We start from the raw sequence: 14,760 nt of genomic DNA on the forward strand, positions 1-14,760 counted from the left end.
GATATTATTACATTTGAAGAACCTTGATTATCAGAAAGTTAGAATTAGATAAATAAATAAGGCTGGCAATTCGCCAGCCCCCTTAACAATTTATTTCCCTGCACCATGGCAGTTTTTATATTTCTTCCCGCTGCCACAATAGCATGGGTCATTACGGCCGATGTCGATTTGGTTTACTTTTGGCTTTTTCTTAACAGCTTCTCCGTCTTCTTTCGGATTAACCGCCTGTCCTTTTGCAACTTCTTGACGCTCAAGGTTGTTTCGGATTTCAGCCTTCATTATATACATAGAAGCTTCTTCTTCAATCGAGAGAACCATTGCCTCAAACATCGCGAAACCTTCATGCTGGTATTCACGAAGAGGATCAATTTGTCCATACGCACGAAGATGGATACCTTGGCGAAGTTGATCCATTTGGTCAATATGGTCAATCCACTTACTGTCTACAGCACGCAGTGTCACTACTTTTTCAAATTCGCGCATTTGCTCTGGAGAAAGAATTTGTTCTTTTTCATCGTAACGCTCTTTCACCTTTGCAAAAATGGCTTCTGTGATTTCCTCTGGATCTTTCCCTTTTAACTGCTCGATCGTAATATCACCTTCATGAAGCAGGTTGGCATTCACGTAATCAATAATACCCTGAAGGTTCCATTCGTCTTCATCCTCATGCTTATTCGCATGTGCTTCCACATTTCTCTGAATGGTTGATAGAATCATTTTTTCTACAATTTCTCGCAGATTTTCTGATTCTAATACTTCATCACGTTGTGTATAGATAATTTCACGCTGCTGACGAAGAACATCATCATATTGTAAAAGCTGTTTACGGGCATCAAAGTTGTTACCCTCTACACGTTTTTGTGCAGATTCAACCGCTCTTGAAACCATTTTACTCTGAATCGGCTGGGAATCATCCATCCCCAGGCGTTCCATCATCGCTTTCATGTTGTCAGAACCAAAGCGGCGCATTAGTTCATCTTCCATTGATAGGTAGAACTGAGTGACCCCTGGGTCTCCTTGACGTCCGGAACGTCCACGAAGCTGGTTATCAATGCGTCGGCTTTCATGACGTTCTGTACCGATAACAGCAAGACCGCCTAATTCAATTACACCTTCACCAAGCTTGATGTCTGTACCACGACCAGCCATGTTGGTTGCGATGGTAACAGAGCCTTTATGACCTGCTTCCGCAATGATTTCTGCTTCGCGCTCATGGTTTTTTGCGTTCAAGACATTATGTTTGATTCCCTTTTTCAATAAATACTTAGAGATTAGTTCTGATGTTTCAATTGCTACCGTACCAACAAGTACAGGCTGACCTTTTTGATTACGCTCGGCAATATCCTCAACGACTGCACGGAATTTACCGTCTATGGAAGCGTAAATTAAATCTGGACGGTCATCACGAGCGATGGGTCTATTTGTTGGAATCACAATTACGTTCATATTATAAATATTACGGAATTCTTCTTCTTCCGTTTTCGCTGTACCGGTCATACCAGCAAGCTTTTCATACATACGGAAGTAGTTTTGGAAGGTGATGGTTGCCATGGTCATGCTTTCGTTTTGAACTTCCAACCCTTCTTTTGCTTCAATTGCTTGGTGCAAGCCTTCACTGTAACGGCGGCCCTTCATTAAACGGCCGGTAAACTGGTCAACAATCACGATTTCACCATCTTGCACGACATAATCAACATCTAAGTGCATGCTGACATTTGCCTTCAAGGCTTGGTTGATATGATGGTTTAAGGTTACGTGCGAAATATCAAAAAGATTTTCTATCCCAAATGCGCGCTCCGCTTTGTTGATACCATCCTCTGTGAGCATAACGCCTTTTGTTTTTTCATCATAGGTGTAGTCTTGATCTCTTGTCAGTGTACGTACGAATGCATTTGCTTGGATATAAAGAACGGCAGACTTTTGAGCAGAACCTGAGATAATCAACGGTGTACGCGCTTCATCGATTAAGATGGAGTCAACCTCGTCAATAACCGCATAGAACAGAGGACGCTGTACTTTTTGTTCCTTATAAAGGACCATGTTATCTCGTAAATAATCAAAGCCAAACTCATTGTTTGTACCGTAAGTAATATCACAGGCATAGGCCTCTTGTTTTTCCTCTTTAGATAGGCTGTTTAAATTTAAACCAACAGTAAGTCCGAGAAATTTATATAATTGTCCCATTTCGTTGGCGTCACGGCTTGCCAAGTATTCGTTGACGGTAACAACGTGGACACCTTTTCCAGAGATCGCATTTAAGTAGACCGGCATGGTAGCAGTTAAGGTTTTACCTTCCCCAGTTTTCATCTCAGAAATATTTCCTTCATGGAGAGAAATCCCCCCCATTAATTGAACATGGTATGGATATAAACCGAGTACTCTGCGTGCTCCTTCACGAACAACTGCAAAGGCCTCAACTAGCAAATCATCAAGTGTTTCACCTTTTTGATAGCGAAGCTTAAACTCATCTGTTTTTTCACGGAGCTGGTCATCGCTTAATTTTTCCGTTTCTTGTGCCAGTGCCTCAATTTGATTTGCCGTTTTGTCCAGTCGTTTCAGCTCGCGTTTATTAAGATCGAACACTTTATTTAAAATCCCCATCATATGATGAAACGCTCCTTTTATGTCTGATTTTCTTACTTAAGAAATTCGCTATATAAACAAAAAAATCCTATCAAAAACATCGATAAATATCCTTTATATCTTACCACTTCGTAAATAGAGTGACAACATTGTTACCGTTTTAGCCACATTTACAAAGGGTGAATCAGTTAAGTCTATCAGAGCTGCTTAATTCTCCTATTTCAAAATTGTCAATTACTTGTATGCAATTGTAATACATGTTTCAAGTTAAATGAGTATTAGTGTTGTATAAACATTCATAGTTACGTATAAAAATTAGACTCATTAGAGGTTTACAACTTGATTATATTGTTAATTGAACCTTTAATTATCAACGTTTTCATGTTGTTTTTAGGAAGAAGGTCTCATGAAAACTTTATGATAAAATATTCACAAATTGTACATTGGAAAATACTTTTGCAATGTTAGATACTACCATTAGAGAGGTTAAACTTAGATAAATATAGAGAGAGAAAAATTTAGAATGGGAAGGGTGAGTCAAGTGGCTTTTTGGGGGAAGAAAGATAAAGAGAAACCCGAATCTAGAGAGAGTAAAAAGAAGCCTGGACTTTTTCGTAGACTCTGGCAGAAATTTAGAAACATAGACTGGAAGGATCCAGTTACTAGATGGAAAGCATTATTTGTCGCCCTAATAGGGTCTATTGTCATTTTCGGAGGAGGATACGGTGTTCTTTCCTTTACAAACTCGCCGACCTTTTGTGCTAATTGTCACGAAATGGCGCCTGAAGTATCAACTTTTACGGCAAGTGCCCACAGCGAAATAACCTGTGTTCAGTGTCATATCAAACCTGGTTTTATGAACATGATTACACACAAAGTAATTTCATTAAAAGAGGTTTACCACCACGTGATGGGAATACCTGAACAAATTGTTCAAACCGAACATGAGGCGGTTTCAGATGAAAACTGTTTACAATGTCACTCGAAGAACCGACTTGTTTCGGCGTCTGGTGACTTAATTGTTAACCATAAAGGACACATAGAAGAAGGTGTCCCTTGTATCAGCTGTCACGCCGGCGTTGCACACGCAAAAATTGCAGCACGCGGAATAAACACCGAAGAAGTTCGCGGTCATTGGACAAAAGAAGTTGCACAACAAATGATGGAAAAGAAATACTTGGCTCCAAACATGGGAACTTGTATTGACTGTCACGATAAAGTAAACAACGGTGAAAAGCCTTGGAAAGATGTAGCATACCTTGTACCGCCTAATCCAGAGCACCTTAAAGAAGAAGCAACTAAGGAAAAATCAAATGCAGTAATACATGAGGCAAATACTGAAGAAGAAGCAAAAGAAGCAGCAGCGCAACATGACGAGAAAACTCAAAAAATTATTCTTGAAGCACTTGGAAAACAGCAGAAGGATGTAAAAATTTCAATGGCATGTGCCACTTGCCACGAGCAAGTAAACATCCCAGAAGACCACAAAGCGGCAGATTGGAATCAAAATCATGGAGGAACGGCCCTTAACCAATTAGATAAATGTGTAGACTGCCATCAAGATTCTAAATGGTTTAGAGATATTCCTAAGGAAGACCTTGTCTCTCTATTAAAAATGGCTGAGGTTGAGGAAGAGCAAAAAGATCATAAATATCAACCAAATATAACGGTTGTTAGAGAGCAATCAAGAATAAATAAGTTCTGTAGTGCCTGTCACTCCGAACGCCCGACGAGTCATGGTGAAAGTGATCAATGGTTAACTTCTCACTCAGGTAAAGCAGGCACACAAGAAGAGAAAGCACAATGTTTGGTTTGCCACGATCGTGAAAAACCAACAGCGGAATCTCCTGATGTAAAAGCACCAACAGATGTTTATTGTCAATATTGCCATAGAACTGGCTTTAAAGATGATGTTAAGAATTAATGATTATTTTTTTAATTGGAGGGAAGTTGAATGGAAGACGAACGAATAGAACATACCAACCCTCCCCGGACCCGCTACAAAGTATATAAATATTTAACTGCAGCAGTGTTTTTTATCGTCGTCTTCTTCTCACTCGGACTAATAGGAGTAGAAACCACTTCAAGCTCAGAGTTCTGCTCCTCCTGCCATGAGATGAAGCCGCAATACTATACATGGAAAGCCTCTAGTCACAGTGAGGTAGATTGTGTTAGCTGCCACATTGAACCGGGAACTGAAAATTATGCGAAGGCAAAGGCGAATGGCATAGCCCAATTGTATAAAACAAAAACGGATAATTATATTGCACCAATAAAAATGCCTACACTTATCCCTGATGAGGCCTGTGAAAGGTGTCACAGTATCACTTCTCGAGAAGTCACTCCTTCTGGAGATATCATCATTCCTCATGATAAACATCAGGAGGAGGGGATTGAGTGTGTTCAGTGTCATAGTGGTACAGCCCATGGAGAAATATCAGACCGAAAAGTGACCTATAAGAGTGATTATGAAAAATGGAATGAGAAGCTTGGGGCATCGCTCATGAGTGATAAGAAGTATATTAGTCCCAAAATGGAAACCTGTATGGACTGTCATAAAGTGCGTAAAGCCCCGATGGAGTGTACTGCCTGTCATGAATCATCAATGATTCCTGATAATCATCAATCCGAAACATTTAAAGTAGGAGATCATGGTAAGATTCAGTCTGCTGATTTAAAAACATGTGATAAGTGTCATTCCTATATGTCTGAACCCAATGATTTATTTAAAGAGGATGCGAATTATACAAAATATTTAAATCAAGATGAATCAAACTCTAATAGTGTCACAGTTTCAGAGTATGCTAAAACGAATACGTTTTGTAAGGACTGTCATGGACAAAAGCCGAAAAGCCATGAGCGGGTATCATTTACCACTGAGCATGGGCGTTACTCTAAGGAAACAGACACCTGTTTTACTTGCCATGATAATCGTATTACCAGTGAGAGTCCTGTTACAAATGTATCCTGTGCTTCCTGCCACCCAAGCTCACACAAAGGTGGCCAGTGGAAAGAAAGACATCCATTTAAATTGGCTGAAAATCAAAAAATTGACCGTTCCTGCCTGCTATGTCATGTCGAAGAGACGTGCAGCAAGTGTCATAGTAATGTTAGCAGTACTCAAAAAGAGCAAGAATAAGGTTACGAGAGGAGTATGAACATGGAAGCAGAAAGAACACCAGAACAGGTGGAGGAAAAATCAGCAAGAAAAACACCTAAGACCTTTACTAAGTTTCAAAGTATCTTGTTGTTATTGCTCACATTAGTAGTGACATCAGGAGCAGGTTATACTCTGGGTCACTTTTACTTTTGGAATGACCTTGATATGAAAAGAGTAAATGAACAGCTTGATTATTATAAGGAAAAAGTAAGACTAGATCCTGCAAATTTAGAAAATAGGATTGTCCTGGGATATACGTATTTTTTAAAGGGTCAGAATGAAAAAGCAATAAGAGAGTTTGATTATGTAATTGAACAAGATGACAATTACTATGATGCCTATTACAACCTTGGTTTAGTTTTCTTAGACGAGAAACGTTACAACGAGGCACTATCCGCCTTTGATAAGACCATACAGATTGCACCAAAGGATTTTAAAGGACATGTACAATTAGGCATTACATATAGACAACTAGATATGTATGAAGAGGCAACAGAAACGTTAAGTAAAGCAAACGAGTTAAACCCAGCAAACTCTGATATCATTTATCAAATTGGTCTGGTAGCGGAAGACCAAGGCGAATATCAAACAGCTATTGATATTTATAAGGAAGCTTTGCAGTATGATCCACTATATGAAGATGCAGTAGTTGCACTTGATCGACTTGAAAAATTTGATACTGTAGCTGAAGGTGAAGGTGAGTAACAATGAAAAGACGTAATGTTTATATCGGAATGGCACTTATATTATTGGTTACTGCAGCAGTGTTTACCTTGCTATTTATGAATGAAAGTAAAGCTGTTCCAACTGGATTACAGAATGTTCTTGACCCTTCAGGAGCACCACAATTCAGCCTTCAGTTGAATGGTGAGTTTGATACCACTTTAAATAAGCCGATGGATGCAGCAGTAACAGATTCGTTTATTTATGTTACAGATACAAACAATAAACGCGTGATGGTTTTTGATCAAGGAGGATCACTGCTTTACCATTTCGGAGAGGCAGGAAAGGAAGAGGGTCAATTCAATTTCCCATATGGAATTGCAGCAGATGCAAAAGATCGAGTTTTTGTTGCTGACTTATATAACGGAAACATCTCAATCTTTGATAAAAAAGGAAAGTTTATTGAGTATTTTGCCCAGAAGTATACGAACGATAAATTAATTACAACACCTGCGGGATTACGGATTATAGATGATAAAGTTTATGTCACTGATATTGAAGCAAGTAGAGCATTTGTCTTTAGTATCGAAGGAGAATTACTTTTAGAAATCGGTAAACCAGGTAGTGAAAACGGCCAATTTATTGCACCCAATGCTATAACTGCTGATAAGGAAGGAAATATTTACGTTGTTGATACTGGTAATCAACGGGTTCAGGTTTTTGATGAAAAAGGTAAATTTATAAAAATTATCAATGGGTCCAATGGGGGAGGCGAATCACCTTTTGTTAATCCTAGAGGAATTGGAATTGATAGCCGTGGGACCCTTTATGTAGTCAGTAATCTAACGCATATCGTATACGGCTTTGATACAGACGGAAAACAGGTCTTCCAATTTGGATCAATGGGCGAAGCAAATGGGCAATTTTACTTACCAAATGGACTATTTATTGACAATAAAGACAATGTTTATATTACCGATACTCTAAATCAAAGGGTTTCGGTCTTTAAGTAAGATAACAAACTATGACGTTCTTTAAAGGGGGTGGTATAGAAAAACTACGAGTTTGGTTCATCCTTACATCTAAAAAAAAGAGAAAAAGAGAGAGAGAAAAAAGAGAGAGTTATAGGGAGGTTTTAAGAGTGAAAAGGTTTAGTTTTAGTTTATTATTTGTCTTTTTACTGTTAGGCATTTTTGCGGCAGGGGCTTCGGCAGAAGAATCCGAACATAACAAGTTACTTAATCCACAAGTTTCAGTTGAACCGGGGAATCCAAACGCTAATGCAACAACAAGTGGCATTGATACGGAAGATGGTTCTACTTTTAATCAAGTTATCAAATCCGATGGCATGCGTGACAATCACGGTGTAGCAGGAGACCAAAAAACTCACGGTTCATACCAAAATAACACAAACTCATGTGCTAGCTGTCACCAGACGCACACTTCAAAAGCTAGACAATTATTGTTTGCTGACAGTACATACAATACTTGTGTAGCTTGTCATGATGGTACATTAGGATTTTATAATGTGTTTGAGAACGGTAAGGAATACTTTAATTCTGAAAATACAGCCGGTACATTCGGCGGTACTCATTCAGGTAATATGAGTGTTCACTTAGCAACGGGTGCGTTAAAAGTGAGTGCTGCACCGGGCGGTAACAAAACTGCTGCAGCTCAAGCTGATACTTCTTCATGGGGCGGTAACTTTACTTGCGCAAGCTGTCACGCACCGCACGGTTCATACAGCAGCCGTTTATTACATTCCAACCCAGCAAACATGGGTAACACCGCTCCGGAATTAGGCGGTAATAAAGCAGTAAAAATCGATGTTGTTAATTTTGCAGAACGTAATTTAAATGTTAATGCAGCTGCTCCTAAATTCAAAGGAGTGCGTGGAACAAAAGTTGAGCATGGTTTGACTGATGCGAAGTATGACAGCATCCCAGCTGATGCGGTAGTTGTTATGGTTTACGAAAAGAATTCAGCAAATACAGCATATGCCAAATCAACAAATCCTTGGTTATATGGTTATAGCTCAACATCAAATGGTCGTAACTATCAATCAAGATTATTTACAGTACCTGCAAATGAAATTTATGTAGAAGATCCGGCTACAGGCAAAGAAACGACAACTAGCGTACTTAAGAAAGATGGAACAATTAATAATTTCCCTACTACTGTTGATGATGCGTATCATTGGTCAAATAAGGTTATTGATCAAAATGACTATCAAAATGGTAAGGCTGGTGCACCAGTTAAATTTAAATATGATAAAGGGTTAGTTTACTCAGCTACTGAAGCAGGTAAGACCTTGTTAAATAGCGCTAAATCTGCTGATATCGGCCGTGCATACACTGTACAATTTGATTTACAAGCAGTTCCAGGTGCTGTTTCTAACGTTGTAACTACACATAATGTAGAATCGTTATGGGGTTCTAACTCAACTGGAGGAGTAGCAACATCTCAGTGGTGTTCAACATGTCATACTGATTACTTATTTGCTTCAAACTGGAATGGAGCTGTAAGTAAAAATGGAAACTATAATAATCAGAAATACTATGGCCACACTACTAATAGTGCGTCCTATACTTGCTTACGCTGTCACTATTCACACGGAACAGATATTGAAATCATGGAAGACGCTGATGGTGCTACGATTCATGACTTACAAAAACCTACAACTGAACTACTAGGTAAAGGCTGGACTGAGCCAGTAGCAAAAGAATATATGATGGACAAGAACCCATCTTCAGCACTTAAGAAATTTACCAACTTGTCAGGATGTTGGGCATGTCACAATAGCTCAAAAGCTGCTTCATTGAAAAACACAAACCGGGATGAGCTTCACCCAGACGGTATGATACCTGATCCATCTACAAAGAGCTATAAATAAAAAGTAGCTAACATTAGCGGGAACTAAATGTTAGCTAAGAAAAAATGTGTAGAGATAGGGTGTTATGCATTTGCATAGCATCCTATTTTAGTTAGAATAATTCTAACTAAAATAAAGAATAAATGTCAATTAACTTGAAAAAGTAACGCTTATATTTTTAGGAAGTGAATATCTTCTATCTTGACAATCTTCCAAATTCAATCAGGTTACTTTTCTGATTTCAATCTCCTATTCTTTCCATATTAAACTTCTATATATGTATATTTGTTGAAAAATACAGGTATTCACTAGTACCCTGACTACAATCGTTTTAGAATAGAATTATAGGTTTTAATATGAAATACAGAAAAGCAGAGGTGAGGGGGACTATGAGAATCCGAGTACTCCTGCATAAATTTCAATTGCTCATACTTATTATGCTTATTTCTTTTATCCAAGCACCGGGTTCTAATACTTTCTTAAGTCTAAAAGCTGTACAGGCTGTAGAATTAGATAATACAGAGCCTAAAGTATCCGTAACATCTCCGGTAACGGGGTCAACATTAAATCAAGAAGCAGTTATTATATCCGGTACTGTGGAGAATTTCGCAACAGGCATTTTAATTGCCTTATACAATGGTTCAGATCTATTAGGAACAATCAGTGAGGTGAATGAAAATGCTTGGAGTATTTCTGTCCAGTTGTCAGATGGTACTTATAATGTTTATGCAAAGGCAGTTGACTCTGAAAGTACGGCAGGCACTTCTAATAATGTCCAATTTACATTGGATACAAATTTACCAACGATTTCATTTACAACTCCAAAGGATGAAGGCTATACGAATTCAGCAAAAATTGAAGGAACAAGTGAATCTAATTTAACCGTCAAACTATGTGTAGATTGTATGAAAAATTCGGAAGGTCAAGTTATGGGAGATTGGATATCTGTCCTAACTGATGAGTATGGAAAATGGTCATATGAGGATACACAAATAGCAGAGGGCATACATACCGTTTATGCAAGTGTGTCCGATAGTGCAGGAAATATTGTTAATAAAAATATTACTTTTACAATTGATAGGACACGGCCCATTGTCTCACCTGAGTTCTTCCCAAAACAAGATGTGACTCAGGTTTCGGTGGATACTACTGTTAAGATTCGGATTTTGGATAGGACACTAATTAATGAACAAGCGCTAAAAAATAGCATTATTTTAACTCAAAATGGAGAGGCAATTCCAGGAGAAGCGGTACATAACTCTAATACAAATGAAGTAATTTTTACTCCTTTAGAACCATTATTGAAGGGTAAAAAGTATCAGGTGTTTATCAGCCCTTTAGGGTTAATTGATTCTGCCGGTAATAGAGCGTTCCCGCGGTTTTGGTCATTTACAACGGAAAGCATGTTTTCCGCCCAACATGAAAACCCTCATGGTGCCTATGCTAGTAATGAGAATACATGTGTGAACTGCCATAGTACTCATATATCAAGTAATCCCAACCTGTTAAAGGTTAATAATACAACGGAAACAGTTGATGGTAAAAATTCAGCCGATGACTATTGTATGGCATGTCATGATGGAACTGTGGTACCTATGCCCGAGAACATGGAGAGTTCTCATGTACATGATGCGGCAGTCAGAATTGACGGAACTCCAAGCGGAAGCGGATGTGCTAGTTGTCACAACCCCCATCTGGATTGGTCAGAGGAAAATCCTAACTTAACACAAGATCATATCGTATATGAACATCAAGTACCAAATGAGGAGATACCAACCAGCAGCAAAGAACAATTGTGCGAGTCATGTCATGATTCAGAACTTTATGAGAAACTGTCAAATCCTGCTGTTGAAAATCGTCTATTCCATTATAATAAGTCATCCAAATCTATTGGAATATACGAAGATTATAATCTCTGCCTTCGTTGTCATAACCAAGAATTTAAAAATAAATATGAAGGTATCCCTGTTATTGCAGGATATTATAATAATTTGACAGAAACGACCCGGAAACAATATGAACAGGAAAATGGTACGTTGTATTCTGAAAGAGATATATCTAAACAAGAGAAAAGCTTCTCAGGTCATATCATTAAGGCGCAGGATGGAAGTCCGTTAGCCGGACATCTCCCATGTGCTGAATGTCATGATACACATGGCTCGAATAATATTAAACAATTAAAAACACAAATTGGGCATGAAAATCCTAAACCTTATAATGCAACAACCGGTGACTGGGATTCCATAAAAGAAAGAGATTTCTGTATTAAATGTCACAATGGTGAAACGGCTGTTTATGGAATTACGGGTGTATTAAATAAAACTGTCAAAGGTCATGAAGATGGAAATAAGAGTGCATGCTCTTCTTGTCATGGTGGAACAGGAACAGTAATAGAACAGGCTAGACGGGCAGCCCATGCGCCTATTAAACCTGTTCAATAAACATTAATAATCCCTTCTGTTAAAATCGGAGGGGATTTTCTTATTTCTGTGGATAAGTAGAATTCAGTAGTGTTTTTTGCGAAATGTTGTAGATAAGTCCTGTGGATTTGTAGATATGTGGATAGAATCTTCTGATAATTCTTTAAAGGATGTAGATAAGTACCAATTATCCACAACGAAACAATTTTGAGAGAAGTAAAACTTGTTGATAAGTCGAGTTATCCACATGGTACGAGTAAGGGATGTTAGACTAATTTTTGAATTTAACCGTCTGTCAGGCTATAATGGATAAGGTACTTACGACAATAAAACACATAAACTACGGTAGAAACCGAATTTTTATAGAGGTGAAGAAAATGGAATTAGCAGAAATTCGAAATGAACTTGAAAAAACAGCTAAGCGTTTAGCGGACTTTAGGGGGTCTCTTTGACCTTGAAAATAAGGAAGCGCGTATAGCGGAGCTGGATGATCAAATGCTTCATCCTGATTTTTGGAATGACCAGCAGGCAGCGCAAACGGTTATTAGTGAAGCGAACGCATTAAAGGATCAGGTAAATGAGTTTACCCAGATGTATGAAACATTTGAGAATCTAGAAGTGAGCTACGAGCTTGTAAAAGAAGAAAGTGATGCGGAATTGCAGGCAGAGCTTGAAGTAGAATTAACGAATCTAACCTCAAGGCTAAATGATTTTGAACTTCAGCTTCTTCTAAGTGAAGAATACGATAAACACAATGCGATTTTAGAACTGCATCCTGGTGCCGGCGGAACCGAGTCACAGGACTGGGGCTCTATGCTGCTGCGCATGTATACGCGCTGGGCTGAGAAAAAGGGCTTTAAGGTAGAAACGCTTGATTACCTGCCTGGTGATGAAGCCGGGATTAAAAGTGTAACCTTGGCAATAAGAGGTCACAACGCCTACGGTTATTTAAAAGCCGAAAAAGGTGTTCATCGTTTGGTTAGGATTTCACCATTTGACGCTTCGGGACGCCGCCATACATCGTTTGTATCATGCGAAGTGATGCCTGAATTTAATGATGAAATCCAAATTGATATCCGTACAGAGGATCTTAAAATAGATACGTATCGTGCGAGCGGTGCCGGTGGACAGCATATCAACACAACCGATTCTGCTGTAAGGATTACCCACACACCAACGGGAGTTGTGGTTACCTGTCAATCAGAACGTTCGCAGATTAAGAACCGTGAAGCAGCCATGAAAATGCTGAAAGCCAAGCTTTATCAACGTGAAATTGAACAGCAGGAAAAAGAACTGTTAGAAATTCGCGGAGAACAAAAGGAAATCGGCTGGGGAAGCCAAATCCGTTCCTATGTTTTCCACCCTTATTCAATGGTGAAGGATCACCGTACAAATACCGAAAGCGGGAACGTTCAAGGAGTTATGGATGGAGACTTAGATCCGTTTATAGACGCTTACCTTCGTTCAAGAATTTCTTAATAAATTTGAAAAGCCTTTGCCCAATGAGCCGGCAAAGGCTTTACTATTGGGATTTTTGTTTACCGCTCGTGGTGGATAAATGAGGATTTTATGGAAAGTTTGTAGCATGTGTGATTCTATAAATAAATCACAACCACCTTTTATTGCTCAATTCTCCGGAGACTAATTCAAACATTTTATCATGGTGGTCGAGTTTTTCTTCAATATGTCTAAAATGACTTCTAAACTCAACAGCGTTGTTTTCAACTATTTCTTGGAGAGACTCCATTCTCGACTCTACCTTATCAAGACGTCTATCTATACCATCAAACCTTCTATCCATGCCATCAAATCTTTTATCCATGCCATCAAATTTTTGGTCGATTACTTCAAATCTTTTATCAATTAAATTGAATCTTTGATCGATGGCTTCAAATTGTTGATTCATTTTATCAAACTGTTTATTTATTTGTTCCATCATTTTCATTAATTGTTGTTCCATTGTTTCACCTCCTCTATACGACAATTATATCATTTTTAAAATAACATCGTATTCTTAGAATCCCTTATGAAAATTATTTTATTGACAAATACTAATAAAAATTTATCCCTTTAATGCGTTATCTGAATGCCATTTACAGCAAATTATTGCCATGCTATACTCACTTCGGTAAAGTAAGAAAATTATAGCGAAATGGTAATATAGAGGGGAATACCACTATGAATAAACGAAGAATTAGTCAGCCTGCACCAAAATTTGCAAGTACATTAGAATACATAAACGTTTTAATCGGATCCGCGATTATCGCGTTCGCCTTTAATGTTTTTCTCCTGCCAAATCAAATTGCGTCAGGAGGAGTAAGTGGTATTAGTACGATTTTATTAAGCGTGTTCGGATGGGAGCCTGCCTATGTACAATGGGCTTTTAACATTCCATTGTTTATAGCTGGAGTTATTTTATTAGGCAAACAATTTGGAGTAAAAACACTTGCAGGAACCATATTCTTACCTTTTGTTGTTTTTTTAACAAAGAATATTGCTCCTTGGACAAATGACGCCCTTCTTGGAGCACTATTTGGCGGAATTGTGGTAGGTCTCGGACTCGGAATTGTTTTCAGAGGGAACGGTTCAACCGGCGGTACCGATTTAGCTGCTCAAATTATTACAAAGTACACAGGGCTTACTCTTGGTACGAGCGTGGTTTTGATTGATGGACTTATCGTCCTTTCGGCAGCTCTTGTCTTCGATATTGAACGAGGGTTATACGCATTGATTGCCTTATATGTAACTAGTAAAACCATAGACCTAGTCCAGGTTGGTTTTGGCAGGTCGAAAACAGCAATGATTATTACAAACAAGCAGGAAGAAGTACGTGAGGGGATATTGAATAAAATTGACCGAGGTGTGACAAAACTATCGGCTTATGGCGGTTTTACCGATAATGAGCGTCCGGTGCTTATGTGTGTGGTCGATCAGCGGGAGTTCACAAAATTGAAACAATTGGTTAAATCCCTTGACCCGTCTGCATTTGTCGTCGTTATGGATGCCTCGGAAGTGTTGGGAGAAGGTTTCAAAAGGGCGTAATACTGCTATAATATCCCCGT

General features: G+C 38.6%; 10 protein-coding genes. 8 read left to right on the plus strand and 2 right to left on the minus strand.

The genetic code is table 11. The annotated features are described in order from the left end of the window. Window positions 1-90: 90 nt before the first annotated feature. Window positions 91-2,604, minus strand: a complete 2,514-nt coding sequence (secA, locus tag QFZ28_RS06345; RefSeq protein WP_307193867.1) for a preprotein translocase subunit SecA — start codon at window positions 2,602-2,604, stop codon at window positions 91-93. A 520-nt stretch (window positions 2,605-3,124) separates the two neighbouring features. Here secA and QFZ28_RS06350 point away from each other — a divergent pair. From QFZ28_RS06350 to prfB, 7 genes are all read left to right on the plus strand, one after another. Then, window positions 3,125-4,507: a cytochrome c3 family protein gene (locus QFZ28_RS06350; RefSeq protein ID WP_307193868.1), complete on the plus strand. Its 1,383-nt coding sequence runs from the start codon at window positions 3,125-3,127 to the stop codon at window positions 4,505-4,507. Window positions 4,508-4,537: 30 nt separating this feature from the next. Beyond that, a complete protein-coding gene (locus tag QFZ28_RS06355) occupies window positions 4,538-5,722 on the plus strand; it encodes a cytochrome c3 family protein (protein ID WP_307193869.1) in 1,185 nt (394 codons plus the stop codon). Window positions 5,723-5,743: 21 nt separating this feature from the next. Further along, on the plus strand, window positions 5,744-6,448 hold the full coding sequence (locus QFZ28_RS06360; protein ID WP_307193870.1) for a tetratricopeptide repeat protein: 705 nt from the start codon (window positions 5,744-5,746) through the stop codon (window positions 6,446-6,448). Window positions 6,449-6,450: 2 nt separating this feature from the next. Then, window positions 6,451-7,419, plus strand: coding sequence for a 6-bladed beta-propeller (locus QFZ28_RS06365; protein WP_307193871.1), 969 nt, complete (start codon window positions 6,451-6,453; stop codon window positions 7,417-7,419). 11 nt (window positions 7,420-7,430) lie between these two features. Then, window positions 7,431-9,299 (plus strand): cytochrome c3 family protein, encoded by a 1,869-nt coding sequence (locus QFZ28_RS06370; RefSeq protein WP_307193872.1) that lies wholly within the window; start codon window positions 7,431-7,433, stop codon window positions 9,297-9,299. Window positions 9,300-9,667: 368 nt separating this feature from the next. Further along, window positions 9,668-11,719, plus strand: coding sequence for an Ig-like domain-containing protein (locus QFZ28_RS06375; RefSeq protein ID WP_307193873.1), 2,052 nt, complete (start codon window positions 9,668-9,670; stop codon window positions 11,717-11,719). A 356-nt stretch (window positions 11,720-12,075) separates the two neighbouring features. Further along, window positions 12,076-13,177, plus strand: a protein-coding gene (prfB, locus tag QFZ28_RS06380) for a peptide chain release factor 2 (RefSeq protein WP_307193874.1) whose coding sequence is annotated in 2 segments (ribosomal slippage) — window positions 12,076-12,147 and window positions 12,149-13,177 — 1,101 coding nt in all. Because the reading frame shifts where the segments join, the coding sequence is not laid out codon by codon here. A gap of 127 nt (window positions 13,178-13,304) precedes the next feature. Here the strand turns inward: prfB and QFZ28_RS06385 are convergent. After that, window positions 13,305-13,658: a hypothetical protein gene (locus tag QFZ28_RS06385; RefSeq protein WP_307193875.1), complete on the minus strand. Its 354-nt coding sequence runs from the start codon at window positions 13,656-13,658 to the stop codon at window positions 13,305-13,307. 218 nt (window positions 13,659-13,876) lie between these two features. Here QFZ28_RS06385 and QFZ28_RS06390 point away from each other — a divergent pair, with 218 nt between their 5' ends. Continuing rightward, a complete protein-coding gene (locus QFZ28_RS06390) occupies window positions 13,877-14,740 on the plus strand; it encodes a YitT family protein (protein ID WP_307193876.1) in 864 nt (287 codons plus the stop codon). Window positions 14,741-14,760: the final 20 nt, after the last annotated feature.

The organism is Neobacillus niacini (assembly GCF_030817695.1).
Classification (GTDB): Bacteria; Bacillota; Bacilli; order Bacillales; family Cytobacillaceae; genus Neobacillus; species Neobacillus niacini_F.

What these genes read in the sequence shown, in the direction of transcription:
- QFZ28_RS06375 (WP_307193873.1), top strand. Translation starts at nt 9,668, where the DNA reads ATGAGAATCCGAGTACTCCTGCATAAATTTCAATTGCTCATACTTATT.
- secA (WP_307193867.1), bottom strand. Translation starts at nt 2,604, where the DNA reads ATGATGGGGATTTTAAATAAAGTGTTCGATCTTAATAAACGCGAGCTG.
- QFZ28_RS06390 (WP_307193876.1), top strand. Translation starts at nt 13,877, where the DNA reads ATGAATAAACGAAGAATTAGTCAGCCTGCACCAAAATTTGCAAGTACA.
- QFZ28_RS06370 (WP_307193872.1), top strand. Translation starts at nt 7,431, where the DNA reads ATGACGTTCTTTAAAGGGGGTGGTATAGAAAAACTACGAGTTTGGTTC.
- QFZ28_RS06385 (WP_307193875.1), bottom strand. Translation starts at nt 13,658, where the DNA reads ATGGAACAACAATTAATGAAAATGATGGAACAAATAAATAAACAGTTT.
- QFZ28_RS06355 (WP_307193869.1), top strand. Translation starts at nt 4,538, where the DNA reads ATGGAAGACGAACGAATAGAACATACCAACCCTCCCCGGACCCGCTAC.
- QFZ28_RS06365 (WP_307193871.1), top strand. Translation starts at nt 6,451, where the DNA reads ATGAAAAGACGTAATGTTTATATCGGAATGGCACTTATATTATTGGTT.
- QFZ28_RS06360 (WP_307193870.1), top strand. Translation starts at nt 5,744, where the DNA reads ATGGAAGCAGAAAGAACACCAGAACAGGTGGAGGAAAAATCAGCAAGA.